At 62.5% G+C, this 25,314-nt stretch carries 18 protein-coding genes; 8 read left to right on the forward strand and 10 right to left on the reverse strand.

What is annotated here, in order from left to right; all coding sequences use genetic code 11:
- Positions 1–57: 57 nt before the first annotated feature.
- Positions 58–285, reverse strand: coding sequence for a hypothetical protein (locus KF715_19545; protein ID MBX3738896.1), 228 nt, complete (start codon positions 283–285; stop codon positions 58–60).
- Between the two features lie 124 nt (positions 286–409).
- On the reverse strand, positions 410–3,028 hold the full coding sequence (locus tag KF715_19550; GenBank protein MBX3738897.1) for a relaxase domain-containing protein: 2,619 nt from the start codon (positions 3,026–3,028) through the stop codon (positions 410–412).
- Between the two features lie 317 nt (positions 3,029–3,345).
- Here KF715_19550 and KF715_19555 point away from each other — a divergent pair, with 317 nt between their 5' ends.
- From KF715_19555 to KF715_19570, 4 genes are read left to right on the forward strand one after another with little or no spacing between them, the layout of a single operon-like run.
- The gene (locus KF715_19555) at positions 3,346–3,738 is read left to right on the forward strand and encodes a hypothetical protein (GenBank protein ID MBX3738898.1); all 393 of its coding nucleotides are present in this window, start codon (positions 3,346–3,348) and stop codon (positions 3,736–3,738) included.
- A gap of 1 nt (position 3,739) precedes the next feature.
- Positions 3,740–4,450, forward strand: a complete 711-nt coding sequence (locus KF715_19560) for a hypothetical protein (protein MBX3738899.1) — start codon at positions 3,740–3,742, stop codon at positions 4,448–4,450.
- Complete coding sequence (locus KF715_19565) at positions 4,447–4,920, forward strand: hypothetical protein (protein ID MBX3738900.1); 474 nt, start codon at positions 4,447–4,449, stop codon at positions 4,918–4,920. The genes KF715_19560 and KF715_19565 overlap by 4 nt, the downstream gene beginning before the upstream one ends.
- Entirely contained in the window at positions 4,917–6,419 is a 1,503-nt protein-coding gene (locus KF715_19570; protein MBX3738901.1) for a type IV secretory system conjugative DNA transfer family protein, read from the forward strand. The genes KF715_19565 and KF715_19570 overlap by 4 nt, the downstream gene beginning before the upstream one ends.
- Positions 6,420–6,489: 70 nt before the next feature.
- Here the strand turns inward: KF715_19570 and KF715_19575 are convergent, their stop codons facing one another.
- From KF715_19575 to KF715_19590, 4 genes are all read right to left on the reverse strand, one after another.
- Positions 6,490–8,772: a hypothetical protein gene (locus KF715_19575; GenBank protein MBX3738902.1), complete on the reverse strand. Its 2,283-nt coding sequence runs from the start codon at positions 8,770–8,772 to the stop codon at positions 6,490–6,492.
- A 27-nt stretch (positions 8,773–8,799) separates the two neighbouring features.
- On the reverse strand, positions 8,800–9,738 hold the full coding sequence (locus KF715_19580; GenBank protein ID MBX3738903.1) for a S1/P1 nuclease: 939 nt from the start codon (positions 9,736–9,738) through the stop codon (positions 8,800–8,802).
- Positions 9,739–9,773: 35 nt separating this feature from the next.
- Positions 9,774–11,000 (reverse strand): HAMP domain-containing histidine kinase, encoded by a 1,227-nt coding sequence (locus KF715_19585; GenBank protein ID MBX3738904.1) that lies wholly within the window; start codon positions 10,998–11,000, stop codon positions 9,774–9,776.
- Positions 11,001–11,153: 153 nt separating this feature from the next.
- Positions 11,154–11,402, reverse strand: coding sequence for a response regulator transcription factor (locus tag KF715_19590; GenBank protein ID MBX3738905.1), 249 nt, complete (start codon positions 11,400–11,402; stop codon positions 11,154–11,156).
- A gap of 595 nt (positions 11,403–11,997) precedes the next feature.
- On the opposite strand from KF715_19590, the gene KF715_19595 reads away from it, so the two are divergent.
- The 3 genes from KF715_19595 (at position 11,998) to KF715_19605 (ending at position 18,366) form a co-directional block, all read left to right on the forward strand.
- Positions 11,998–12,252 carry an energy transducer TonB gene (locus KF715_19595; GenBank protein ID MBX3738906.1) on the forward strand — a complete coding sequence of 85 codons (255 nt, stop codon included), beginning with the start codon at positions 11,998–12,000 and terminating at the stop codon, positions 12,250–12,252.
- 62 nt (positions 12,253–12,314) lie between these two features.
- Complete coding sequence (locus KF715_19600; protein ID MBX3738907.1) at positions 12,315–17,129, forward strand: hypothetical protein; 4,815 nt, start codon at positions 12,315–12,317, stop codon at positions 17,127–17,129.
- Positions 17,130–17,154: 25 nt separating this feature from the next.
- The gene (locus KF715_19605) at positions 17,155–18,366 is read left to right on the forward strand and encodes a hypothetical protein (GenBank protein MBX3738908.1); all 1,212 of its coding nucleotides are present in this window, start codon (positions 17,155–17,157) and stop codon (positions 18,364–18,366) included.
- Between the two features lie 105 nt (positions 18,367–18,471).
- Here KF715_19605 and KF715_19610 read toward each other — a convergent pair whose 3' ends face one another.
- Positions 18,472–19,512: a hypothetical protein gene (locus KF715_19610; protein ID MBX3738909.1), complete on the reverse strand. Its 1,041-nt coding sequence runs from the start codon at positions 19,510–19,512 to the stop codon at positions 18,472–18,474.
- Between the two features lie 763 nt (positions 19,513–20,275).
- On the opposite strand from KF715_19610, the gene radC reads away from it, so the two are divergent.
- Positions 20,276–20,998: a DNA repair protein RadC gene (gene radC / locus KF715_19615; protein MBX3738910.1), complete on the forward strand. Its 723-nt coding sequence runs from the start codon at positions 20,276–20,278 to the stop codon at positions 20,996–20,998.
- Between the two features lie 399 nt (positions 20,999–21,397).
- Here the strand turns inward: radC and KF715_19620 are convergent, their stop codons facing one another.
- From KF715_19620 to KF715_19630, 3 genes are all read right to left on the reverse strand, one after another.
- Positions 21,398–21,559 (reverse strand): hypothetical protein, encoded by a 162-nt coding sequence (locus KF715_19620; GenBank protein MBX3738911.1) that lies wholly within the window; start codon positions 21,557–21,559, stop codon positions 21,398–21,400.
- A gap of 646 nt (positions 21,560–22,205) precedes the next feature.
- A complete protein-coding gene (locus tag KF715_19625; protein MBX3738912.1) occupies positions 22,206–22,505 on the reverse strand; it encodes a hypothetical protein in 300 nt (99 codons plus the stop codon).
- Between the two features lie 192 nt (positions 22,506–22,697).
- Positions 22,698–25,214: a S9 family peptidase gene (locus KF715_19630; GenBank protein MBX3738913.1), complete on the reverse strand. Its 2,517-nt coding sequence runs from the start codon at positions 25,212–25,214 to the stop codon at positions 22,698–22,700.
- Positions 25,215–25,314 lie beyond the last annotated feature (100 nt).

A 25,314-nucleotide genomic window follows, 5' to 3' on the forward strand; every position in this document is an offset into this window, starting at 1 on the left:
CGCGAGTGCGGAAAGGAAGTCGAGTTGGCCTCCGGGGGAGTGCTTCTGGGCCATGCGTCAGAGGGTTTCAACGGTGATCTCGCGCACCTGGGCCGAGTGGCGGTTCGACTGGAACTCGCGGTTGGTGCGCACCTCGACGAGGACTTGGAGATCGAGGGCGGCGGCAATGGGACTGAGGCCGCAACCTTCGATGATCACGGTGAGACGATCGGCGTACAGCGTGAGCGTCTCGGGCTCGCCGGCGGCAAGTTCCCACCAACGGAATTGGGTGACGGGAACGGACACTACCCTGCCGGCGAGGATGAACCTCACAACGTGGCAAGGATCGTCGGCGGTTGCGAGTTCGCCCCAGGTAGGCGAAGAAGCGGGCGATAGCGGTGGTTGGTCCCGACGCGCTTGAATCGTCATATCAGGCTGAAGCGAGGTGCCGATGGTGAAGGCGCTCGCGGAGGCTGAGCGGCGGCGGCGCCGGTTCGTGCAGTTCCGACGCGAGCTTTCGGTCGTCCGGACGGGCCAGCGCGGCCCGGGCCGCGCGACGATCGGTGGTGAAGATTCGTTGGCTGAGTCGAAACCGCGAATTGCTCACGTAGGCCTGCTTGAGATTGGCGGCCGCAAGGCCGGCCTCGGCCAAGAGCACTATGCCCCGATCGACCGTCTTCCCTTGAGCGGCGTGCGACGTTGTGGCGTAGCCGTGCGTGAATTGCCTGAACCATGCGGGGAGCTTGCGACCGTCACGCAGCGCAATGATTCCGTCGCGCTCGAACGCTTCGATCTCGACCAAATCTCCGTTGCGTAGGTCGTGGGCGGCGACATTCGCGCGAAGGAGCAATCGGTCGCCTTTCGCTAGGGGAATCTCCTTCTCGGTGCCGACTTCGAATGACGACCAGCGACCGGGATCGAAACGCTGGCGTGTGTTTTCCGCTGTTTGGACGATCAGTTTGTCGCCTTCGACGCCGACCACCCGGACCGATTCCTGCCGCGTGAAATCGCCGCAATTCCGGTGGAAAGTGAGAACGTCGCCGGGGCGGTAGTTGCCGACCCGGCGACGCTGCTCGCGCGTCCATTTGAGAGGCAGGATGGAGTTGACCCGCCGCTCGTCGGCCCCGATCAAACCAGCCGCTTGGAGACGGTGGCGAATGCACTGGGTGAACGAATGAATTTCCGACCAGACCGGAGAAATCGCCAGGCAGGTTTCGCCGCTTTGGATGGTGCGGAGGTATTCATTGGCGGCGGCATTGAAGAGCGCGGGAGCGGATCGCATGGCCTTGACCGCACCCAACCGCTCGAACGCGGCGAAGGCGCCGCGCGCGTCGCCGCGAGCAAGCATTCCGACCGCGGCACGATAGGCCGGGTCCCGCTGGCGTCGGATCTCCGAAAGTCGAAACGTCGGCACATCGGCGTATTTTTGCAGGCAACGGAGAGCATCGCCGGCTTCAACGGCGTGGTGTTGCTTCACGTCGCCGACGAGGAGCAATCGACACCCATTGAAACGAGCGAGTCGGCAGAGGTCGCGCATCTCGCGCACCGAGATCAAACCCGCCTCATCCACCAGCAGCATTCGTCCGCGAACTTCGGCCTGCAGTGAGTGGTCGACCAACAATCGTTGCAACGTGTGCGCGTCCGCGGTGAGTTCCTTGCGCAGCACCTCGGTCGCGCCGGCGGACGGCGCGCAACCGAACACGCGCAGACCCGCTGCCTCCGCTTCGCGGAGTACGGTGCGCAGCGCGGTGGTTTTGCCGGTGCCCGCGTCACCCTGCAGGACGACGACTTGCCGGTCACTGTGGAGGATGCCGCGCACCGCCGCGGCTTGCTCCGGCGCCAGACCTGCGAATTCCTGCCCGCTGCCAATCGGGGAGACCCGTGATGTATGTCTCGTCCAGCCGACGAACTCCTCCTCTGCTGCGAGCGCGTCCCGGCTGGCGATTTCTTCATGGTGATGAAGCAACGAGCCGACGGACACCCGCGCGGATAGCTCACGACGGAGAGCCTCGAGGGAAGTCGTCCCTCGCCCTGCGCAGAGTGCTTCGCGCAGGAGCACCCGCTCATCGACCACGGAACAGCGCTCGAACACGTGCGCTTCGGCAGAACTCAATGCGGCCGGAGCGGTGTCGGGGATCGTGACGTTCGCTTGCTGATCGGATTGCGAAATCAAGGCCGCCAGCTTCGGCAGATCCTCGCCGGCCTGGGCTTCCCAGTTCGCCTGCAACTGGGAACGACTCAGGGTGCGTTTCTCGGCACGCGAATCGGCTGCGATCGCTTGGAGTGCGTCCTGAGACTCAACGCCGAGGCGTTTGGCCATCGCTGCAATCTGTCGACGTCGCTTGCTGAAGCGTTCGCGCAGCTCCGCAGGAATACCCGTGACATCGAAGCCGATGCCGGGACGAGACTCGATGCCGTAACCGGCCGCGCGCATTCGCGAGGCCAGGCGGTTGTAGCACACCTCCCGGAGAAATGCCTGGTGCCGGTAGTAGCCAGAAGGCTGAACGCCTTTCCATCGCCCTTCCACGGCATCGAAAGTGACGTTGAGGATGCACACGTGGGTGTGGAGCTGCGGGTCCAGTGCGCGGCTCGTCTCGTGAGTGACAACCGCAGCCACCATCTCGCCGGTCACACGGTCGTCACCGGCTCCGTCGCGGCGCACTCGGGTGCGCGTGAGCGCTTCCATTTCGTGCAGGGTTTCCGCGACCGCCTCCTCCCACCAATCGGCGATGCGATCGTCTCGGCCAACGAAGTAAAGGAGCGACACATCTTTCGGCGCGGAGACCTGACCGAAATAGCAGACCCTCCGACGGGAGCCCTTGTCGCGCAACGTGAGGCGTTCGCCGGTCGCCGGGTGCTGGCCGCGGCAGAGGGTTTCGAAGTCCTCAAGACGGCAGTCTCCGACCAGGCCAAGGCGCTCCGCGCCACGCCCGCACCAACTCATCGGCGTTTCGCCGCCCTGCGACAGGTAGTCCCCCACCTTCAGGTGCTCGCGGAAATATCCCACCGCGCCGCGGACCAATTGACAGGGACGATCGAACCTGAGCATGCCAACAAAGGATGAATAACCCCTAAATTATCCATGATATCCGCAACGTTCTTTTCCGTCACGTGCGCTTTCGAATGCATTTTTATCCCAGTCGCATGACTCTGCTCGATACCGGTGAAGGCAGCGGCTCAAGCATGATGGCATCCGCCCCAGCATTTACCATCACAGAGGGAACACGCCACCCCTAAGCGAGCTTAGGTCAGGACCACCACGGCGCCACTGTTTCACTGCTTCGCCGCCGCTCTTCCACCGCTCGGATGGCGATCGCATGCGCATATTTTCGATTTGTATAAACCCATAAATGACTAGCTTGCCAGGTGAGCGAATCACCCGACCTGCACGCCCGCCTGCTCGACGATGCCCGACGTTACGACCCGAATGCGCATACGCGCAGCCTCCTCCTGCCCTATCGCGATGTCATCTTGTTGCAGCGCGCAAAATTCATGAGCTACGACCAGATCGCCGCGACGTTCACGCGCCACGGCCTCAAGGTGTCGCCGCAAGGCGTGGGCGCCTTTTGCCGGCGGCAGTTCAGCCAGGCGGAAATCCTCCGCGTCCGCCGCACTCAGGCGACCGGCGGCGGATCCTCTCTGAACCCGGGCGAGATGGCCGCGGCGAGCGTCGCTCCCGCTTCGGGGGCTCCCGCTCCGCAGCCTTCCGAGGCTCGCAATGGCCGGCGCGGGCCAAGGATCGCGCGCGACGACTACTGACATGCACTCCTCCAAGAAACGTCTGCTGCTTTTCCCGCAGGACAAAGGCGGCATCGGCAAGAGCTTTGTCGCGTCGCTGATCCATGATTATCTCACGGACCAGCGCGTCCTCGTGAAGGCCTTCGACTTGGACCACGCCAACTCGACATTCAACCGCCTCGTGCCGGAGGCCGAATTCGTCGACACGGACGTTGATGCGGACAAGCTGGGCGAGCTTGACCGTCTGGTGCAGGCCCTGGCCGACGCGGACACCGTGCTCGTCGACAGCCGCGCGACCGGAGGGAGCAAGCTTCTCGCCTACCTGGACGAGGCGCGCGTGGCCGAACTGCAGCCGGAACTCGATTGCCGCGTGGTGTTCGTGCTCGTGGCGACCGACGACAAGGATGCCAATTCCCAGGTCGCCGAGGTGATTGAAGCTTGGGGCGATCGTGTCGCCTGGCTGGTCGCGCGAAACTTGCGCGATGGAGAGGCGCTGCCCCTTTGGGGAGGAAGCAATTCGCGGCGGCGGCTGCGTGAGGAATTGGGCGCCATCGAAATCGACGTGCCGTGCCTCGCGGAGATCACCCGCAATCGGCTGCAAGGAGCGAACCTCACGGTGGGGCGCGGCCGGACGTCCGATCGTCTTCACCTGCTTGATCGCTCGCGGTGCCTGCGCTTTCACGAGCGGATGACCGGGCAGTTCGAGCGCGCCCGCAACCTGCTGATCGGATGAAACCCGAGGATTTGCTCGATCCGGAGCATCTGCCCGCGGATTTGAAATGGATCGCCAGCCACCATCGACTGCAGCCGGACGATCCCGTCTACCTGCTGATCGCGTGGCATTGGCAGCGCGTGAAAGGATCCGAGGACGCCCTGAGTGCGCGTACCGCGGAGTTGAAAGCGACCTTGGACCATCGCCTCGAGACGCTTCGTGCGTGCACGGAAACGATTCCGGGACTCGCCCCCACCCTGCGCACGCTGGTTGAGCGGTTGGAACAGCAACCGCTGCTGGCGAATGAAACAATCAAGGAGCAACTCGAAGCCGCTCTGACTGCGGCGGTGGTCCAATTGACAGATTTGGAGAAACGAACGGCGGTGGCAGGCAAATTGATCGGCGTTCACCGGCGCCGCGAGAACGTCGCCACCTTTCTGATTGGCCTATCCCTCGGCATGCTCGCGGCGCTGGCCATCTTCGGGGCATGAGGGCGAAGGGAGTGATCGTGGTCGGAGCGGCGACATTCGCGGCGTGGGCGATGCGTTGGCTGCCCGAGCCGTACCGCTACTGGGGCATGTGGGGCATCACGGGCATCGTGCTAAGCCTGGTCACCCGTGAAATCCTCGTTCGCCAGAGTCGCGACGTGGTTCTCCGGCTCTGGGGCTTCGAATGGACCCGCGACGAGGCCTGTTGCCATTTCTTGATCACCGGCGCAACGGGAACGGGCAAGACGTCGCGCGCTGTGGTGCCGATCGTAGCCGGACTGCGGGAGACGCTGCCGACCACCGGGATCGTGGCGATCGATTCCAAAGGCGCGCTGTGGGAGCCGCTGTCGGCGATGGCGACCGCGATGGGACAGGAAGAGAGCCTGCGGTTGATTCGGGTGCGGCCAGCGGAGGTGCCCGTTGCAACCTGGACGCCACCGCTGCGCCTGAATCTTCTGGTAGATGCGAACGTTCCTTGGGGCACCTATGCCAAGCTGCTCGTCGATACAGCCACGGCCGCCGGGCAGCGCGGCGGACAAACGTTTTTCAAGGAGTCGGCGCGGGATGCGATCACGCATGCGATGTACGCGCTCGAGGCGGCGGACCTGCCCGTGACGATCAGCAACGTCCACGATATGATCTGCGTTACTCGAGACCTGGAGATGGTGCGGGGGCGGTTGGAGATGGTCCGGACGCCGGCGGCCGAACGCGAACGCCAGTATTTTTCGGACTTCCTCGCGCAACCACCGGAGCAGCGCAGCGGCACCGTCTACACCGTCGCGAATTTCCTGCGACCATACACGCCGCCGGACATTGCGGAGGTGTTCTGCTCGACAGAGCCGAACTTCTCGCTGGCGGAGGTGGATCAGGGGCGAATCGTTTGCCTGTCGGTGCCGCAGACGTATCAAACCGAGAGGAAGTATCTCAATCTGCTCACCAAGCAGCTGTTCTTCCTGCACGCATTCCGGAGATTCGATCTGCCGGCGGAGGAGCGGCAGCGGCGCAACATGATCGTGCTCGTTTTGGATGAGGGCCAGAAGACGACGCTGGTTTCCGAGGATGGATTCTCCGATCACGGTGCGGTTGACGAACTGCGCGAGGCCGGAGTCTGTCTCATTGCGGCTACACAGACCCCGCTTTCGTTTCATGCGTCGTTCGAGACGGAAAAGAAGGCGGACGTCTTCATGGCGAACCTGCGCACACAAATTCACTTTCGCGCCGCCGATGAGAAGGGAGCGAAGATCCTCTCGTCGAAGCTGGGCGGAAGGGAGCGACGGAGGACCAGTGGCGGATTTTCCGGCGGTCGGGAGAATCGCAACTGGCAAGTCGTGGAACGACCGCACTACTTGAGCGAACAGCTGCTCGCGCTCAACACAGGTTGGGCCGTCGTCCAACATCCGCGAAGAACGACCCGTCCTCTGTGTATCAGGCTGCCTCACACCCCTCATACCGCACCACAGGCCGCCGAACCTCCTCATGGAAAAGGTGCCTCGCGAAGGTAGGCCGAAGGGTTCAAACCATCACCCGTTCCGAATTCCGAATCAAACTTCAGGCATCGCGCGTATGCCTGCATTAGTCGGCGACGTCGTCGAATACCGACCGACCAGTGTCCTGCCCGGCATGCGAGCTGTCGTCGCGCTGGTAATCGTCGCCATCCCAGACGTCATCGCGCTCCGTATCCAACTCCTCGATCACCTGCTTGATCTCGGCTTCGGCCTCCCGGAGTTGCCGAACCGCATCCGGGTGGTCGGAGAATTCATCCCGGAACGCTCGCAAGGCGGAGCGAAGCTCATCAAAGTGCTCCTCCGGCGTGTCCTGCTCCGGGTCGTAGTCGCCACGCCACTGGGTGATCGTGTCCGTCAGCGACGGAAATAGCTCGTCCGCGAGACGCGTGCGAAGTGTGGCCGACTCCTCCGCCGTGAAAAGACTCTGCACATCCTCACGGAGGCAGCCCGAATCGGGCGTCTCCAATCCGAGGCCGATTATCTCCACCACCACCGCGGCCCGCTTCGGGTCCGGCAGCAATCCGAATTCATGGAGTCGCACCAGCACCCGGACGTCCGAGACGCAATAAAGGTAGGAGCCGGCATGGAGACCATCGATGAACAACGGGTGGCGTCGGCAGTAGAGCGCGAGGAACGCCCGGTCGCAACGGTACGACAAGAAGGCATGAAGATCGCGCCGGTCGCGGTGGCCGGCCGACCAGGCATCCAGCCGGTCGATCAACGCATCGTATCGGTTGGGCGGCACCATCACTTTGACGCCGCGGATCGCCAGGTCCCCGCAGGAGACCTCATGCATCAGGTTTTCCAAGGGCGTGCCAGCCAAGTAGACGTCCAATAGTTCGGGGTCGGTTGCCACCAAGGCGGCGAACGCGTCACGGATGCTGGGGTGCTTGAACTTCCAGACATGCCCCGGGCCCTGGAGCACACGCAGGACAAAGCTCTCATGGAGGGAACCCAACGCTGCGCGCACGCCCGCGGGCGTCCCGCCGATCAAAGCCACTGCTTGCTCTTCCTCGCCGGAGAACTGCAAGGGGCTGGGAATAACCCCGCCCTTCATGAACACAAGACCGAGTGCCGCCTTGCTCTCCGCATCCATGTTGCGGATGATCTCGCAGGTGAATTCGAGCGGGGTCTCGACGAACGCGGCGAGCGACTCCTTTGCGGGAAACAAGCCTTGGGTGAAGCTCGGGTTGCCGAGACGCCGGGCGATTTCCGGGGTGAAGCGTGGATGGGCTGCCAGTTCGGCGAGGAACGGTTGGATTCGTCTTTTGAATTCCGGGGGCTGCTTTCCGAGCCGGACATGATTGTAGAGGATTTGCTCGCGCTCGGCCTTCGAGAGTTTCTCGACCTGGATCACCACCTGTGACTCGTACATGAGCGGCAGCGCCGATTGCTTCAAGATGCCTCGCGCCGAGCGGTAGATGTAGTCTCGCGACGTGAACAGCACCTTGGCGCCGCGGTTGATCGCGGCTTGGATGTGCGGGAACACGCTGTTCCAACCGACCGTGGCCTGCCAATCGAGCTGGGTCGCGCCGAAGGCATCGTCCACCCAGAAAAACTGCTTCGGTTCGTTAGGATTGGAGTGGCGCACGAACTCTTCCGGATTGCGCACCTTGATCGTGGAGCAGCCCCATTCGTCGATTGCGCCTACGGAGAGCGCCGCCGCGATGCTGGATTTGCCACAGGCCGCTTCGCCCAGGAGCAGCACGAACCCGTGATCGATCAAGGCCCGGGCGCTTTTCTGGTACGCATCGGTGATGACGAACTTGCGGAGGTCGTCGCCCAGCGAGCTGAGAATCTCCCGCGCCTGTGCGTACGCCCTCTCGTCCATGATCTGGCTCAAGTCGCCCAATCCATAAACCCGGGGAACGAGCATCCGCAGCCTTGGAGACTCTCGGATCAACCGCGAAATCGATTCCCGTCCGTAGGCGGCAAAGCGCTTTATTCCCGTGGCTTCGAAGGCGGTCTTGATTCGCTCCTCGTTCACGCCGGTGAGGCTGGAATTCGTGAACAGGAGGTAGTTGCCCGCCAGGCCGCGCTTGGCCAGGCGTTCCGCCTTTTCCAGCTCATCCGAAAGATCAGACAGCGTGAGTACCTTGTCCGCTTTGCTCGTGAACTTGCACTGCACGGTGAACGCGCCCGCCGAGTTGCCGTCGGCGTGTTTCCAGTCTCCGTGGAAAGCGCCATCGCGCCCGCCATCGTGGGAGGTGAAGTAACTCTGGACCGTCTGCCCCCACACGTCAGCCACGACGGTGACACAAAGGTCCTGAAACGCCTTCCAGCCGAGAGTGTGAAGCTCGTAGGTGACTTCCGATGCCTGAACTCGGGCGGGGATAGGTCGTTGGGTCATCGCGGCAACGAGGGGGCGACGGGAATGCTAGTGAGCCACCGTCGCCAGCAACTTCGCGATACGATGCCCCGCCAACGCAAGCTGAGAATACGTCACGCGACCGACGTCGGCACTGTAGAGATTCGGCACGACCGGAACTTCGTCGGGATCCTCCTCCGCTTCGTGCTCGGTGGCACCTTGCAAGGTGCCGTTCAGGTAGGCGTACTTCGCGGCATACGGGAAGCCCTCTTTCTTCGCGATGGCTTCGAAGGCATCGGGTTTCGTGCCCGTGAACTGAGGTAGCGAGGGGACGTTGATGTCGTTCTTCAACTTGATCGCGTTCTCGTGGACGCCGGCGAAGTCCGTGTATTTGCGGGGAGATGCGTTGTCCCAGAGGGCGTGCAGATAGGTGGGACTATTGTCGGGCTTGGTCTTCACGAAGAAGAGATTTCCGCCGCGGTCACCTTGGGGATAGTCGTCGTTCACGAGCGCGACCACGTGGAGCGGTTGGTGCAGGTCGCCGGTCTGGTGAATGAGCCAGCAGATGGCGATGGCGCGGTCCTCGAGCGAGGTGGCTTGCTTCGCCGCTTTCAGTTGGATGGGCAGTTGCTTCAGCAGATCGCCGCCGATGCTCGCGCCGGGCACGGCCGCACCGGCGCTGTAGGCCAGATTCACGTAGTGCCACGTGGCATGATGGTACTTCTTCTTCCACTTGGCGGAGCGAACTTCGTCGGGCCAGGCGGCGGCGAGCATGAAGAGTTTCTCGCCTCGGGAGATGTTCGGTGAGGAGGGCGCGGCGAGCAAAGGGGCCCAGGGGCCAGAGACGAATGGATGGTGTTCGAGGATCGCGGCGATCGCGTCGCGATCCGCCGGTGACATCAGTTGGTAGGCGAGCGAACCCGTGGCCATGTGGCCGTGCTTGGCGAAGGCAAACAGGTCGAGGTGCAATGCGAGGAGCAGCACCGGGAGGAGTAGGCGTTTTTTCATGGGGTGTGGTCGTGGATCTGGAGCGAACGAGAAGGTCAGAGCGGAGAGGCGCCGAGCGTGAAATAGAACACCGCGCCGACGTCCTTCTGGGCTTCGGCCCAGACGCGGCCGCCGTGTTTCTCGATGATGCGGGCGACAATGGTGAGGCCGACGCCGGTGCCGGAAAATTCCGCGGAATCGTGCAGGCGCCGGAAGGGAGTGAAGAGCTTGGGCGTGTCCTCAGGACGGAAACCCGCGCCGTTGTCGCTGACAAAGTAGGCGATCTGCCGGTCTTCCAAGCGGTGGCTGGCGAACACCACCTCGGCGACGTCGCGGTGCTGGGTGTACTTCCAGGCGTTGGAGAGAAGGTTTTCGAGGGCGATGCGGAGGAGCGCGGGGTCGCAGGCGGCGGGGGGAACGTCCAGGGCGGTGAAACGAATCTGGCGGGAGGGGTCGGCGCTGAACAAGGCGGACGCGATGTCGCGAGCGAGTGCCGCGAGATCGACCCGTTCGAGCTTCAGCTCGGCTTGGCGAATGCGAGAGAGGCGGAGGAGATCATCTATCAGGGCGGACATGCGCCGGACTTGGGTCGGGATCATCGCCATCAGGCGGGCACTCTCCGGATCGAGGTTGGCGTTCTTGAGGCGGAGCAGGTCGGCGGCACCGCTGATGACGCCGAGCGGAGCGCGTAGGTCGTGGGAAACGGAGGAGGCGAAGGATTCTAATTCGTGATTGGCCTCTTCGAGTTCCTTGGTGCGGAGGCGGACGCAGGATTCGAGGTCGGTGTAGGAGCGGACGTTCTCAAGGGCGACGGCGGTGGTGTTCGCGAGGGCGACAAGCACTTCTACTTCGATCGCCTGAGCGTCATGGTGAGAGGACCAATAGGTGCCGATGGCGCCGACGGGAGACTCCGTGCGGATGGGCACCATCACCAAGCTCCTCACGAAGGTGGCGCGATAGGCGTCCACCGGAACGCGGGGATCATCGAAGATGTCGCGGACCACGGCGGGCTGGCGGTTGAGCATCACCCAACCGGAAACGCAGGCGCTCATCGGAAAGCGCTGGCCCTTCCAGAGCGGTGCGATGGCGTCCTCGTCGATGTAGTGACACTGGTCGCCGTCGCGGAGAACGAAGGTGGCGCCATCGGCGCCGGTCAGCTCGCGGGCGGCGTGACGGACGATCTCGCGGATATCCTCGATCGTGCGGGCCTGCGACAATGCCTGGACGGCCGAAACGAGGCGCGACAGGGCACGGGCGTGGGATAGTTGGCCAGAATCAGGCATGCGCGTGGAACGAGGTTGGGAAGCCTCGCCTTCACCTCTGGCCCAAGGTGAGTAAAGTTTAGGAGGGAGGAGCGACGGGTAAAGCGGATAACGGAGAGGACCCTGACCGGCGCAACGTAGCGTGGAATGCGCCGGCGGGTGCTCCCCGCAAAGTCAGGGCAGCGGACGGCGCCCGGCCGCGCAGGCGATGAAGCGGCCGCGACCGCGGAGGCCGGTGCGGCGGTAGATCGAGGCGACGTGGTTCTTGATCGTGGCTTCCGCCAAATCGAGCGCGTGGGCAATTTCCTTGTTGGTGAGGCCTTCGGCGAGCAGGAGGGCGACACGCTTCTCGCCGAGGGTCAGGCGCTCGAAGGGCGAGCCGGGGGGATGTTCTGTTTGAACCGGTGGGGGGACGATCAGCATGTAGGGGTGAGTCTAAGGGTTCAGACGATTATAGTCCGATTTTCCTACCCAGGTATGACACGGCGCTTCAGGAGCGGTCGTTGCGGTGGGGTGAATGGGTGAAGCTGAAGTTGAGAAAATGGAGTGCTTCCAAGTGTATTGTCGGGCGATCGCATTCCTGGCGCCAGTCGAAGCGGGGATACAGATTGGTCTTGCGGGTCTGGAGGACCGCTTCGAGCGCCACTGCCGTTTCGAGCGCGCAAAGTACCCTTGGTGTGCGGCGCGCTGATCGCGTTGGCGTTGCACGTGTTCGTTCTCGAGGGCGAACGTTGGCGGCCGCACCCGAATCGCAGCGCGGTGGTCGCGACGGTCGAGGCACCCGCCCTCCAGTTCGAAATGCCACCGCCGGAGCCGGAACCGGCCGAAACCGTCGAGGCACTCGGCGACGTGAACGAGCAGCCCGGCATGGCGCCGCCGCAATTGGCGGACGTACCAAGCGTGCGGATCGATGCCTTCGCCCAACCACTGGCTCCGCCGCCTCCCCGGGCATGGCCGTTGGCAAAGGACTCGCGACGATCCCGCTGGCGCGCACCGGGTAGGTGGCTTGGGCCATGGGATGGCGAATCTCTTCGACGTGCACAGTCTGGACCAGCAGCCGGTGGTGCGCTCGGCGATGCCGCCGGAATACCCGTATGAAATGCGGCGGCAAGGGAAGGTCGGCGCGGTCGATGTCGACTACATCATCGACTCCGAGGGGAACGTCGTGGCAGCACAAGTGATACGGTCCACGGATGAAGCCTTTGAAATGGCGGCCGTGAACGCGGTGCGGAGATGGAAATTCCGGCCAAGGAAGAAGGGGGGCGCGTCGTGAACACGCGCGTGCAACAGACGATCAAGTTCAGTCTCGAAAAAGAATGAACCCCATCAAGCACCATGGCGCGTCTCATTCGCGAGAGCGCCGCGGCCGATGCGTGGCAGCGCGGCGCTGACTGTCGGGAGCACTACGGCCAGCTTGGGCTTGTGTGCAGAAGCAATGTTCATCAGCCTCCCTCTGTCGCGTTGGGCCAGATGCGGCGCCCCTTCATCTCCGAGGAGATCATCGTTCACCCCTCCGAGGTGCACCAGAAACCGAGCGATGAAACCTCGTGCTTCGCGCCCATGCCCCAGCCCCGAAAGCCCGTTCGCAACGATCCCAATCTGAGGAGCGCGCGCCCGCCTTCCTCCACGCGCGCCGAGGAAAGACGCGTGGCCTTCGGAAACGCCGTGCGAGTGGGAACCATCGAGGTGATCCTGGCCGAACGCTACCATCAGACGCTTTCCGCGAAGCGCGTGGTGTTCGATTTCAGCCGAACCCGGTACATCGAGCTCTTTGCCCAGAGCCTGTTGTTCATCTGGGTCAGCAAGATCACCTCGAGACCCGAGGTCGTCTTCGAGCTGGTGCCGCCGCAGGACTGCACGGGCCAGAGAACGAGCCCCGCGTCCGTCCTTGAATTCTTCCGGAACTGGGCGATCTGGGAGGGATACCAGAAGGTGGGCCTGCGGCGCTCGTCGCCGCTCGGGAGCGCCGCGGACCCGAAGGCGGATGCTGAGGGAGACGCCGCGTTCGCTCCGCTGCGTCAGTACTACGAATTCAGCTTCTACCCGGCGGAGATCAATTGGGACGCGTGGGTGCGGGATCTCCAGTCGCGCGAGGCGCTGCGGAAGATCTTCCCCGACGACATCCTGAAGCTGTCGGTCGTCGGCGAAGGAGGCCTGCGCTCGATCATCCTCGGGGAAATCGGAAAAAATGCGTTCGAGCACGGCCAGGGGCAAGCCACGCACGTGGCGATCGGGGGCTTCGCAGGATTCGTCTCCGACTCGCATGGCAGCGTGGACCAGAAACTGCTCTGGCGCATCGAGGCCGCGCCCCCGCACGCGAGATCGTTCCTCACCAGCCTTGGAAACACACCCTATCTCGAGATCATCATCTCCGACGCCGGACCCGGCATACCCTCCACGTTGCGGAAACCGTACCGGGACGACCCGATCCTGGTGCGCAAGTCGGATTCCCCCAGCGACGCCGAATTGATCGAGTACGCGTTCCTGCTGCATTCGTCCTCCAAGCCGCACTCCCTGTACCGCGGTAACGCCCGAGACGCCGAGGTCCCGCTGGCGCCCCGCGGCTTGTTCTTCGTCAAGAACATCGCCCGAAGGAACCGCGCGTTGCTGGTTTGTCGCAGCGGGAGCGCCTATTGCTCGTGGGATTTCCTGAGCGGCCGCGGGTCGGATCAGGACGGGGTGTTTCGCAGTGTCGCCAAGGACGCCGGGGCAGCCCTGCCCGGAGCCCAGCTGCAGCTTATCATCCCGAAACTCGACGAATCGCAGTCGACCAAGGTCAGTTTCTCAGGCGCGACCTTCCCCGCGGGCCTGCCACGCGCACCGGTGGTCGTCCCCGTCGTCGGGCTGCTGCAGGAAGCGCGCAGCGACCATCCCAAGGACGTCGCCCAAGCGCTGCTCACGGGTCTCCATCGCCATATCCAGAACCACAGCCGCGCGGATTTCATTGTCCTCGACTTCATCAACTCCAGCTGGCCGAAGGACACGAAGGAGAAGCTGTACCCGCTCATCGCAGAGATCTGCAGCCTCGGGTTGGACGGGTGGATGTTCGGCCTTCTGCACACCGCTCATCTCGCTTCGGCGATCGACGAGTTGACGGTGGCGCGGAACAGCGGCGAGCCGCTGGTCGACCTGAAGCACCGGCTCCGGCCTTTCCTGAGGCTTTCGCTCGAAAGCGGGCGCCTCCGCTACACCTTGTCGGGGCTCACCCCGATCGACGCCAACACCGCCGCGCTATTGGTGGAGGGATCGGTCGCGCCGATCCCGGAGCATCTGGACGCGTTCGTGTCCACCCGTCACGACGGCACCCGTCAGCTGCGGTTTCACCCCGCCGAGATCGAGTCAGCGCTGCTGGACTACCGCCGCGGGCTGCTCCAGCAGACGGTGGACGACGCGCGGTACGGGATATTTCATCCCGGTAGGTTCGTCCTGCCCACCGGACCTTACGTCGAGAACTTCTACGAGATCGCGACGATGCTGGAGAGCACCGATGGGCGCACGTTGTTGCGGGAAGCGCTGCTCGCGCTGCTCGCGGGAGAGGACTTCCGGCAAAGCCTGGTGATATGTCTCTCCCCGATCGGCCGCGAGATCGGCCATCTCCTCGAGGAGGGCGAATCGTTCTCCTCCCAGAAACCCACCCTTCTGAATCTGGAGCGCCTGAGCGACACGCTCACCACGGAGTTGCCGGATTGCACCGGTCGGACCCTCCTGGTCACGGATGTGGTGATCAGCGGCACGTCACTGAACCAGACCATCGCCTTCCTCAGGAACAAATTCTCGGATGAGCGATTCTCGCGATTGTCCGTCCTGACTGTCGTCGACCGCCGTGCCCCCGAGGCGGCGGACGGTCTCCTGCGGTGGAACGACGGGACGGTTCCCTTGAAAAGCGTGTTCCGACGGCCGACGGTTCGTCACGATCGCAAGCCCACCGACTGGCCCTTCCGTACCATCCGACGGGTGAATGCAGACACCTGGAGAGTCCTGCGCGAACAAGGCCGCGCCTCCGAGATCTGGAACACCGAAGACTTCATCGAGAAGGCGAGCATCCTGAGCGGGGCCGTTCGCGTGGGGCACTACGTCTCCCCGCGCGGGCCGCACTACAAATACCTTTTCCTGACGGACAAGCTCGTGAAGGACCGCGGGGGCGAGATCGTCGACATGATGCAATCGCAGATCGAGCCGCTGCTCGCCAAGGCGAAGCTCCCCCCGGTCACTCACATCCTTTTCCCCGAAAGGAGCGCCGGCATGGCGGAGGTCGCCCGGCGGTACTCGGAACTCTATGGAGGCGCACGCATCATCGCCCTGACGTCGCCAGTGGGGGAACTGCCCCGCATGGCCGGCGCGGGCCCCAACACGGTGGTGCTTGCGCTGGACAGCGTCTCGAGCACCAACCAGACCATGTTCGCGCTGATTGACGCGGCCAGCGCGTTGCGCCCGAAGATTGTGATCGCATGCGTGCTGATCAACCAAGCCTCGGAACTGAACCGGCGCTTCCTCAGCAATATCGGCTCCTACGCGGATTTCCAAGTGCACGCGTTCTCGCTCGCCCAAGTGGGATTGCCGGTGTACCCGACCGCGGCGAGCTGTCCCTTGTGCCGGCGGCTGGACCTGCTTCAGGAGCTCGACACGAGCAAGCGTTTCAGCGCGCTGCAGGCGACGATCGATCGATCAATTACCTGGCTGTCGGAGAAATCGATCGAGGCCGCCGGTGCGGAGGAACCGCCCAACGGCGATCGCATCGGCATGTGGGCGCGATACCGCTCGTTGGTCCACGAGACACAGTTCCTGTCGGGTCCCGCGTTCGCTGAATTGGAGGGTTTCCTCAATCCCAAGCAGCGACGGACCCGGCCGCAACGGGAGGCGCTTTTCCGGGCCTGCGAGAACGAGGCGATGACGATGTCGGTCGATCGGCTCCAATCCCAGCCGGACTTCCTGCGCATGCTGATGGACGCCGCCGCGGACGTCGCGCTGACGAGCAACGACCGGATGGCACAGCGGGCGGCGCTCGAGGTCACGGGCGTCGTGTCGTTCGAGCATTTCCGGGCGCTGGCGGTGCGATTCGCCATCCAGCATGCCGGACACCCGGCCCAGATCGAACTGCTCCTCGTCGAGATCCTTCTCCTCCGGATCAAGTCGGCCACCCGGACCAAGGAGACCGCCGAGCTGCTGGCCGAGATCTCGCGCCAGATGGCAAACGCGGGCGTCACGGTCGCGCCCGGAACCCGGACGCGGATCGCGGCCGTGCGGCGCGGCGTAGAGTACGAATCGGTGCACGCGGCGGCCGCGAACGAATCCTTCGCCACCAACGTCGCGAACCTGACCAACGCGCTGACCTGCCAGCCCGTGGGGGTGCACCCGCGCCTCGCCCGTTGCCTGCTCATGCTCAACCAGATCTCCACGGCGGAGAACGCGCAGTTCTTCATCGCGAACTACTACGAGGGGGAGAACGGTTTCGCGGACCTGGCGTTCTCGCAGATCCTGCCGGCCATCGCCGCGATCGCCCCGGCCATCGAATTGCTGGGCGGAGGCACTTACACCTATCTTCTCGGCTCCTCGAATCCGTCGCTCAAGGGAGACGTGTATCGCCTGCAGGCGGCAATCGAGACGCTCAACGCCCTCGCGGACGAGGGCGCCTGCGACGAGGACGCGATCCGCGAGCATTACTACGCCCCGGAGATCGCGGAGGCGCGGGCCCGGCTTGGCCGGTGGCTCGGCAACGAGACTGACAGGATCCTCCAGTTGCTTCAGCGCTTCGCTTGTCACGTTTGCGCCGAGGTGAAGGATTCCGTCACCGCGAATCGGGCGCGCCTCAAGAAGGAAGGGATAATCCTCACTCACACGATCCCGCTCGAGGACCCCGTCTGCGCCATACCCCGTGATATCGTCGTCTCCGTTGTCGACGATCTCATCGACAACTGCCTCAAGCACGCGTTCCCCACCCGGTTGCCGGCCGAAAAGCGGGTTGCGGTCACCGTCACGCGGGAGGAACGGCACGTGTGCGTCCAAATCTCGGACAACGGACCGTCCAAGTCCGGTCTCAGTCGCTTCGGCTTGGAGCGACTGAAGGAACTGCTCACCCCGTTCAACGCCATCGTCGAGCCCAAGCCCTCCGCAAAGGGCACGACCGTGGAAGTGCGGTTTCCGCTCAAGTGACCGCCACCAATCCCGCCACTCCCCCATGAAAAAGCACCTGCTGATCCTGATTGAAGACGAGGAGGACTACGCCCGCAGCCTGCCTGCGCAACTGCGATTGAAGAACGTGGATTGCGAGGTTGTCACCGACACGCAGTTCGGGAACGTGGAGCCGGCGACGATTGACGCATTCGTCTCACGGACGCTGGAGTTGATCAAGCGCCACCGGTCCCGCTGCCCGGTGATACTGCTCGATCTCGGCCTGCACAAGACGCTCCCGAACGCCTGGGATCTCGGATTCCACGTCGGGAAAGCGGTCCGGGAATCATTCTACGAGCTGCCCATCATGGTGCTCACCAGCCACCAGGAACAGTCGGCCGAGGGTTATCTCCATGATTTCGACGCGTTCGAGAACAAGAGCCAGTTCGCCAGCCGGACGCCGACCGAGATCGAGGGACTGCTCACGCGCACCGCGGACAAGAGGAGAACGTTGATCCGCAATCTCCCGAAATACTACAAGCAGCATGTGCAGTTGAACGGGGCGGAACTGGGGATCACCTCCTTCACCGCGTACGGGCATTATTTCACCGGCGAGAGCCAGAACCTGGAGCAGGTGCTGGACAACACCGCGAAGATCACGGAGCACCTCACGAAGAATCCACGGCTCACCGTGATATTCTTCGCCGACCTCGCCGGCTCGACTAAGCTGAAGATGGAGCACGGCTTCGTCGAGGGCTTGCGGATTGTGCGGACGCACAATCAGGTGATCACGAACATCATCGCGGACACCGGCGGCGTGGTCGTGAAGTACATCGGTGACGCGGTGATGGCCCGGTACGATTTCGACCTCTCCAAGGGTGAGCAGGTCGATCTTCGTGCGGTGAACGCCGCGATCCAGATCCAGGAGAAGTTCCATGAGCTGAACCGTGCCGATCCGAACGGCCATCATATCCAGACCAAGATCGGGATCGACATCGGCAGGGTCGCCGACTTCTACGGCAACGACCCGCACGGATCCGCGGTCGATCGCGCCGCACGGATCCAGTCCCATGCCAAAGCCGGCCAGATACTCGTCAGCGGGGAGCTGATCCAGCTTAGCGGCATCCAAGGCAAACTCCAGAGCCGCGCCGGGCATGTCTACCGTCTCGAGCCCAAGGATTACCTCAGCAAGGTCATCCCTCTGGAATGCAGCGGATTCGCGGAGAAGGTGGACGTCCACGAGATCCACTGGAATTACAGTGCAGCCAAGCAGTCCTAACAGATGCCGCGTGCCCTTGGTGAACAAAAGCCGGCACCGAGTCTATCCGATGCCGGCCCTTATGTCCTTCGGATGCCTATGCTGTCGCCCTAAACGGGCCGAAGATCAAAAGCGGAACGAAAGCGTCGCCGCGTACGTGCAGCCGTGGTAGTTCGCGGACGCGACATTGGAGCGTGAGCGCTCGTAGCCGGCGAGCAGCGAAAACGTCGAACCGGCGAGCGAGAGCAGCTCGTGGTTGAGCGACAGGTTAACCTTGGTGAGGTAGTCGCCGCGTCGTTCGAGACCACCGAGACGCGACGAAAAGTTCTCTCCGGAGCGGTCCTCATACGAGGCATCGAAGTCGGCGGTGAGGCCGGCCCCGAGCTGGAAATCAACGGCGCGGAGCGCGAGACGATAGGCCGCGAAGTCCTCGTCGGCACCGTCGGCGAGGTTGTAGTAGTAGGAGTACGCAAGGCTCACCTTCGGAAGGCGGGAGTTGTAGCGCGAGGGATCGGTGCCGAGGAAGACCGATGGAATGTGGCGATAGGCGTCGCCATCGCCGCGGGAATTGGTCACTGGGAGCTGGATCTCGCGGATCTGGCAGGTGTACGCAACGCCGCCGGTGAGGTTGTCCCCGAGGGAGGTCCGGAATTCCGCGGTGGCGGCGGCGACGTTCAGGAGATTGCGGTAGTCGATGTCGATCTGGGTGTCGCTGAGCGTAACGCGATACTGGACGGTGCGGGCGAGCTCGCCTTGGAGGCTGACGAAGGCGTGTTGGTCGACTTCGTTGTTGTCGTCCTCGTGGTCGGTGAAGAAGAGACCGCCGAGCTCGTAACCGTCGGAGAGCACGGTGCGGGCAACGGTGTCCCGTTTCTCGTAGTTGAAGCCGAGCGTGGCGCCGAGGAAGGCGGCGCTGTCACCCGAGGGCGTCAGGCTCGGGTTCCTCGCGTAGCCCGGCGTCAGTGTCAGCACCGGCACGAACGGTGTGGCGGATTTCTCGGGCGCGAGTCCCATTCGCTTGAGGCGGACGTCGAGGTCGACGAAATCGGCGGTCGGGCCGTCGGCACGGGCGTTGATCTTGTTCTCCGCGGACTCGTGGTGCGCGAAGGCGGTGAGGACGAGAGCGCCCGCGGCGAGCGCGGACAGCAGTCGATGTTTGGTCTGCATGGGGGATGCTGGGTTTGCTTGGTTGCTCCGGCCATCGGCCGGAAAGGCAGGTCCCGTGATGCGGCCGGGGGACAACCTCCCCCGGCCGCGCACACAACAACAACACTATCAGCTACGGTGAACTAGGGGCGCAGCGTTCGCGTTGAAATCCGGGCACGCGCCGCGCGTGGACTCGACAGAGTTCGTGTACCGAAGAGGGTGGGAACGGGACATCGCGCCGGACCATGCAACCTCAGCGGAGGCCGGGAAGCCCGATTTTGACTGGCTCGGTCATAGATAAATCAACCGGACTAGGCGGCGACGAAATCCTGCGTCCTTCGGACTACACGATCCACGCAGACCTTTCCCGGCGGCATCGCCGCGGCGATGGTGCTCCAAGTGTCGATCGAAATGATCGAAATGGACGGTGGAAAATTTCGCGCCTCAGTGGCCTCCGAGGCGCGCTGGCCCGTTGAAACGGAGCGTGCAAGTGCTCGGCGGGATGGCAAGCTCCCGAGAGGGGGATTCTTCCCATGAACCGCACGAAGCGCGGGTGAAGGAGAGGGCCTCCGCTCGCTGGCCCATCTTGTCACGGGCCCCATGGAGTGCTCGCTGCGCTGCGCTCCTCCATCCCGAGGCGCGCCCTTCCCCTTCGCGCGGAGCACTGCGCTCCGCGCTCAGCGGCCGGCCCCGTGGGACCCGTGAGCCCGAGGTCCAGCGCACGGAGTGCACTGCGATGAACCGGCAAGGTGCCGGCACGTGGGGGCGCGAGGCGCACTGGACCATGAAACAACAACTCACGTTCACGGGCATGGACACGCCGCCGATCGCCTGCGGCGAGCAGCCACAGGCGCGGTTCGAGCACTTCGGAGCAGCCGCGTTGAGTGACACTGAACTGGTGGCCTTGCTGCTGCAGAACGGCATGAAGACTCCCGCGGTGGTTGCGCTGGCGTCCGCCTTGATCGCCGAAGCGGGATCGATCGCGGGCCTGGCCACTTGGCAGGTAACCGACTTCCGGCGGATCCGCGGCATCGGCGCCGGCAAGGCGCGCCAACTGGCGGCGCTGTTTGAAATCTCCCGGCGCATGATGATGCCGGCGGGTAAGGCGCTACCGATGATGAACCGCCCCGAGCTGGTCGCGGCGCATCTGGCGCCGGCTGTCCGCGGACTCGACATCGAGAAGTTCTGGGTCTTGTGCCTCAACCGAAAGAACCGAATGAAGAAATTGGTTGAGATCACGTCGGGCACTGCGACGTCGTCGCTGGCGCATCCGCGTGAGGTGTTCCGTGCGGCGATCCGGGAAGGGGCCACAGGCGTCATCTGTGCGCATAATCATCCATCGGGTGATCCGGCGCCGAGCGCCGCCGATATGCAGATCACGCGCCAATTGCGGGAGGCGGCGAAGGCCGTGGACATCGACTTGGTGGACCACGTGGTGATTGGTTCCCCTGCGGCGGATCCGCTGGGAATCGGATACTACAGCTTCCGGAGCGCGGGGGTCCTGTGAGGCTCACCTGCGATCGATGCACGAGGGTGAGTCTTGGCAGAAACCCCGAAGGGTGAACTACCGCGGTTTGCGACTGCGCGCCGTCACCTTGATGCATTCGGAGCATAAACCAACGGCTCCCTGAGTGTCGAAACGCGCGATGCGCAGGGCGGTCTTGTAGTTGTTGAAATGACCGAGGTCAGTCAAAGGGCCCTCTCCCCGCCCGCAAAATTGGCGATGCAGCCGAAACGTGCCGTCTCCGAGAGTTTCCAGCCGAAAACAGGGCCACTCTTTTCTACCGAAACCAGATAGGGGAAGACCGGGCACCATGGAGCGACGTGAACCGAGGGTGAGGTTCTGATCCCGATTCAACGTTTGTCGGTTAGCGGAGGAGATTCCTCCGTCCGGCTGCGACTACGGTTACATTTCCATCGTGCCGGCGACGACATTGGGTCGAAACTCGCAAGGCATGCCGCGGATTTCCCAGTGGTCGCCGCTGGAGGAGCAGAGCAGCGAGTCGGACTTGAACTCCTCCGTGCGCAACGCTCGGAGGACTGCAAGACGGGAGATCGATTCGGACATGTGATCTGAGTGGGCGGTTTCTCTCACGGGGAATAACACGTTCGAGGGCGTTCGATCCCACCCCAGTATGACCTTCCTGAAGACGCGGGCGCGATTCCTCATGATGTCGAGACGCCATCGAAGCCTCACCCAAGGGCGGCGATCGATTCCATCTCCTGCTTAATGAAATACGCGCGGCGAGGGAGCCCGTGAGCACGCAGACCGCGGAGGCATCGGTGACGTCGGCCGGACCGAAGGTCGTGCCGGCCACAACGGGGCGGCCTGCGATGACCAGTCCGTCCACGTCCTATCCGGTGAGCTGGATCGTCGACTGGCGGCCACGGAGTTGACGTGGCCACCCGAGACTTGGACGGAGGTGCCGGCGAGATGGAAAAAGGGAGCGGATGGCGGCATAATCGTCCGTCGACGGTGAGTCCGTCGCCCCGCGCGAGCATGGAGGAACTCGGGCGCCCGCGTCGTAAGGGGCGCGTTCGGAATGCGATCCGATGGGATCCATGCCCGCGACGAGACCTCGCACCAGGGCTTTCGCGCCGTTGCCGACGCCAATATGGCGATCACCAAAGCGTCACCAAAATGATGCTAAACATCGAGACGATGGAACGAGCAGCGTGCGTCACAGACTGCGCGGCTTTCAAGATGATGAACTTCATGGGAAAGGCAAGCGGCGGGCCGGGCCGCCGCACTTGCGGGCGCAACCGCAGGCAGCCAAGGCGTCCTCGGGATCGCCATAGACACTCATGGCCGAGAGGAATTTGTCGCGGCGCAGGCGGGCCTCGACCACCTCGTGAGTCTGAAGCGAGGCGCGGAAACGCTCCTTTGTGAAATGACTGGGATAGATCGTGACGCTAATGTACCAAGTCCCATGGTTTCGCCAAAGATGGTGGTTTTCTCCGGAGGCGCGGCGCCAAGCAGTATGGACGGTGAGCCAGCCGAGTCCATTGTTCATCGTCGCCACCTTTCGTCACGTCCACTCCACGTTAGATAAAGCTCGAACGGTGTCGCGAAGCGCCTAGCTTCATGGTTGCAGTTCCACTGATTCCAATCGAAGAGAGATTCCGCAGTCCTTCGGATATGTTCATCGCCACATCCCCTAAGACACGCCGAAGTGCTACCCTCTAAAGCGTCAGATGGTGCAATTTCACTTTTTTGCTTCACCTGACTTCCCGTGCCGCGAGGCGACACACTCACCAACAAAAAGCGGCATACCGTCCTCTCCACGAGCAATGTCGCCATGTTCGTCGCACCAAGCCACGACTTCATTATAGAAATCAGTGACGTTAGCAGGGCTCGATATGAGGTGGCCCTCACCCCAATAACGAAGAAAGCGAGAGCGCTTTCCTTGACGTTGAAGTGCCATAAAGAATTGCTCCCCCTGTTGCAGGGCCACATAATCAACATCGCCCTGCTGAATCAGTAATGGTGTGTTAACTCGATCAACGAAGTTGATCGGATTATTGCGCCGGTACCGCTCGGAATCCTTCCACGGCGGATTACCCATTCGGCCAGCTCCGGTTTCGATGAGCGCCTGCATCGAATGAGTGGCTAGAGCGGCGTCGTCCGCATAGCGATAGCGAGCATCCAATGTTCCATAAATGCTAACAAGATCAGAAACGCCAGCAAGCGCAATAGCAGCCTTAAAACGGTCCGTCTGTTCTATGAGGCCGTAAACACCGTAACCACCGTAACTATGGCCGATCAATATAAGCCTATTGGGATCGGCAATCCCATCCGCGATGACCGCATCAACTGCCGGCAAGACACCCTCGGGTAGGCGCATCCACGGATCATCCGGCAACCCTTCTGGACTTAAAGGAACTGATACAATCATTTTCACAAATCCACGTGCAGGTATTATGTAATCGTTTAGCGTATTTGTGCTGTTGATTGATGTTGGCATGTATTTCTCCCCGATTATTTTTCCTCCATAAACTTCGACAATTGTTGGATACCTCCGCCCTGACACGTATCCATATGGAAGTATTACCGCCGCATTCAGCTCTTCCCCTTTTAGGCTTTTATAGCTTATGATGCGCGTCTTCGGTTCTTCTATCTTCGCAAGAAAGCCGTTTCGTTGAAGAACTAGCTTTGGTGTCTCTTCGGGCCAAACACGCCAAAGGAACGTCCCGCGGCGTGAGACTTCGGTGAAGAGCATCTGCCCATCGTCCGGTCGATAAGCGCGCAACATAGATTCACGCGTCGGTTTCACCAACTTACGGGCCCTTCCCGAATCAATATCAAACTTCAGCAGCGCATCACCATCCTCCGTTTCAAGGATAAGTTCGGATACTTGAGTGCCTGCGCGCGTCGATAAATAGTCTCCGCGACGGCCACGCTTTGGCCACGCTATTGAATGGACGAAACGTGTATCAGGAATTTCGACTGTAGTGCCCGTAAAGTTCCCCGGACATATTTCATAAAGCCTACCAGCGGCCACCCCAAAGAAGCGATCACTGCCCCTCGCCCTCCATAGCTGGGTTGGCACGTTGGGGAGATCCTTGGAGATATTTGCCACGGGACCGCTCTCGTCAAGGAGCCACCAATCGCGCCGATCGTCGGGGGCAACCCGAGAGCGCCCCGGCGCCGACGCGCCGCGCAAGATGAGCTGAGAACTACCACACCACTCCAGTTCTACTGATCCGTACGGAATGCTGCTCGCATCGATATCACCGAGGCGCACCTGAGTGGAGCGGCGTGTCATCAGATCGATGCGAAACAATGCCGGTCGCTCATCTCCTGAGACCAAATAGCCGAGCAAAGCGAGATAGCGTCCATCAGGTGACCACCGAAGAGATGTTACGACGACGTCTTCAGGCATGGCTCCATCGATTGCCAACCGACCTTCAGCTAGGTCGTAAATCTCCAAGGTTGAGATCTCACCAGTGCGAAGTGAAAGCGGAGAGTCGCTACTCCGAACTGCCCCGGCTTGGCGACAATAGGCAATCAGCCGGCAATCGGGAGACAACTCCCACGCGGTCGTCAGCCCGGTCGCAACTGTTCGGACCGTATTCGAAGCCAAATCAACAATTGCGAGTCGCCCTTGGGGGCGCTTCGAGAAGTCGACGGGGGCCCCTGAATCTAGTACACTAACCGTAACCGATTTCCCAGATGCGGAAGCCGCCCAGAGCGGCGGCGCCCTCATCTGAGTTTCCTGCTCGATGGCTCCGTCCAGGCGCACACCTTCGCCAACCTCGGCACAGACTATTCTGCTTTCATCGATCCACGCAAACGGGCGTTCGTAGAGGTTAGTGTCTGGCATGCCCAAACCGTCCACCACTTTCGGAGCGCCTGTGATTCCATTCCGGAAGGAGAATGACGTGCGACCGAGTGAATCGATCTTTACTAACGCGAGTGCTCCGCCCATAGGAGACCACATAGGGGCAAGCCAACCAGAATGTGTTTCAAGCCCATTGGTGGTGTTGTGCGGCTCGGAATCGCCGCGGCGATGCAACCACACATCAGCGTCGGCATTGCCCCAGAAGAATCCGAGGCGATGATTCGTCCAGTCCTTCTTCGGTCGGACGAGAGTAATCGCGATAGCTTCGCCATCCGGAGAGAACGCAAATGGGCCACCGTAGACGCGCCCAAATTGCTCGATCTCGAATATATCGGATACTCGGAATGGACGCCCTTCAGAAGCTAAAAGCACGTGCGCCACGACAAACGCGGCTATGAAAAGAGGCCGGTATAGCATATGCCTTGTGAGGGCGTTATATTTTCTTATGCGGATAGAACTGACCGAATCACATTTTCGTTCA

The sequence above is a fragment of the Candidatus Didemnitutus sp. genome (assembly GCA_019634575.1).
Lineage (GTDB): Bacteria > Verrucomicrobiota > Verrucomicrobiia > Opitutales > Opitutaceae > Didemnitutus.

Coding starts and splice junctions, on each gene's coding strand:
- KF715_19550 (MBX3738897.1), bottom strand. CDS start 3,028: ATGCTCAGGTTCGATCGTCCCTGTCAATTGGTCCGCGGCGCGGTGGGA.
- KF715_19560 (MBX3738899.1), top strand. CDS start 3,740: ATGCACTCCTCCAAGAAACGTCTGCTGCTTTTCCCGCAGGACAAAGGC.
- KF715_19565 (MBX3738900.1), top strand. CDS start 4,447: ATGAAACCCGAGGATTTGCTCGATCCGGAGCATCTGCCCGCGGATTTG.
- KF715_19570 (MBX3738901.1), top strand. CDS start 4,917: ATGAGGGCGAAGGGAGTGATCGTGGTCGGAGCGGCGACATTCGCGGCG.
- KF715_19575 (MBX3738902.1), bottom strand. CDS start 8,772: ATGACCCAACGACCTATCCCCGCCCGAGTTCAGGCATCGGAAGTCACC.
- KF715_19580 (MBX3738903.1), bottom strand. CDS start 9,738: ATGAAAAAACGCCTACTCCTCCCGGTGCTGCTCCTCGCATTGCACCTC.
- KF715_19585 (MBX3738904.1), bottom strand. CDS start 11,000: ATGCCTGATTCTGGCCAACTATCCCACGCCCGTGCCCTGTCGCGCCTC.
- KF715_19590 (MBX3738905.1), bottom strand. CDS start 11,402: ATGCTGATCGTCCCCCCACCGGTTCAAACAGAACATCCCCCCGGCTCG.
- KF715_19595 (MBX3738906.1), top strand. CDS start 11,998: ATGGCGAATCTCTTCGACGTGCACAGTCTGGACCAGCAGCCGGTGGTG.
- KF715_19600 (MBX3738907.1), top strand. CDS start 12,315: ATGGCGCGTCTCATTCGCGAGAGCGCCGCGGCCGATGCGTGGCAGCGC.
- KF715_19605 (MBX3738908.1), top strand. CDS start 17,155: ATGAAAAAGCACCTGCTGATCCTGATTGAAGACGAGGAGGACTACGCC.
- KF715_19610 (MBX3738909.1), bottom strand. CDS start 19,512: ATGCAGACCAAACATCGACTGCTGTCCGCGCTCGCCGCGGGCGCTCTC.
- radC (MBX3738910.1), top strand. CDS start 20,276: ATGAAACAACAACTCACGTTCACGGGCATGGACACGCCGCCGATCGCC.
- KF715_19620 (MBX3738911.1), bottom strand. CDS start 21,559: ATGTCCGAATCGATCTCCCGTCTTGCAGTCCTCCGAGCGTTGCGCACG.
- KF715_19625 (MBX3738912.1), bottom strand. CDS start 22,505: ATGAACAATGGACTCGGCTGGCTCACCGTCCATACTGCTTGGCGCCGC.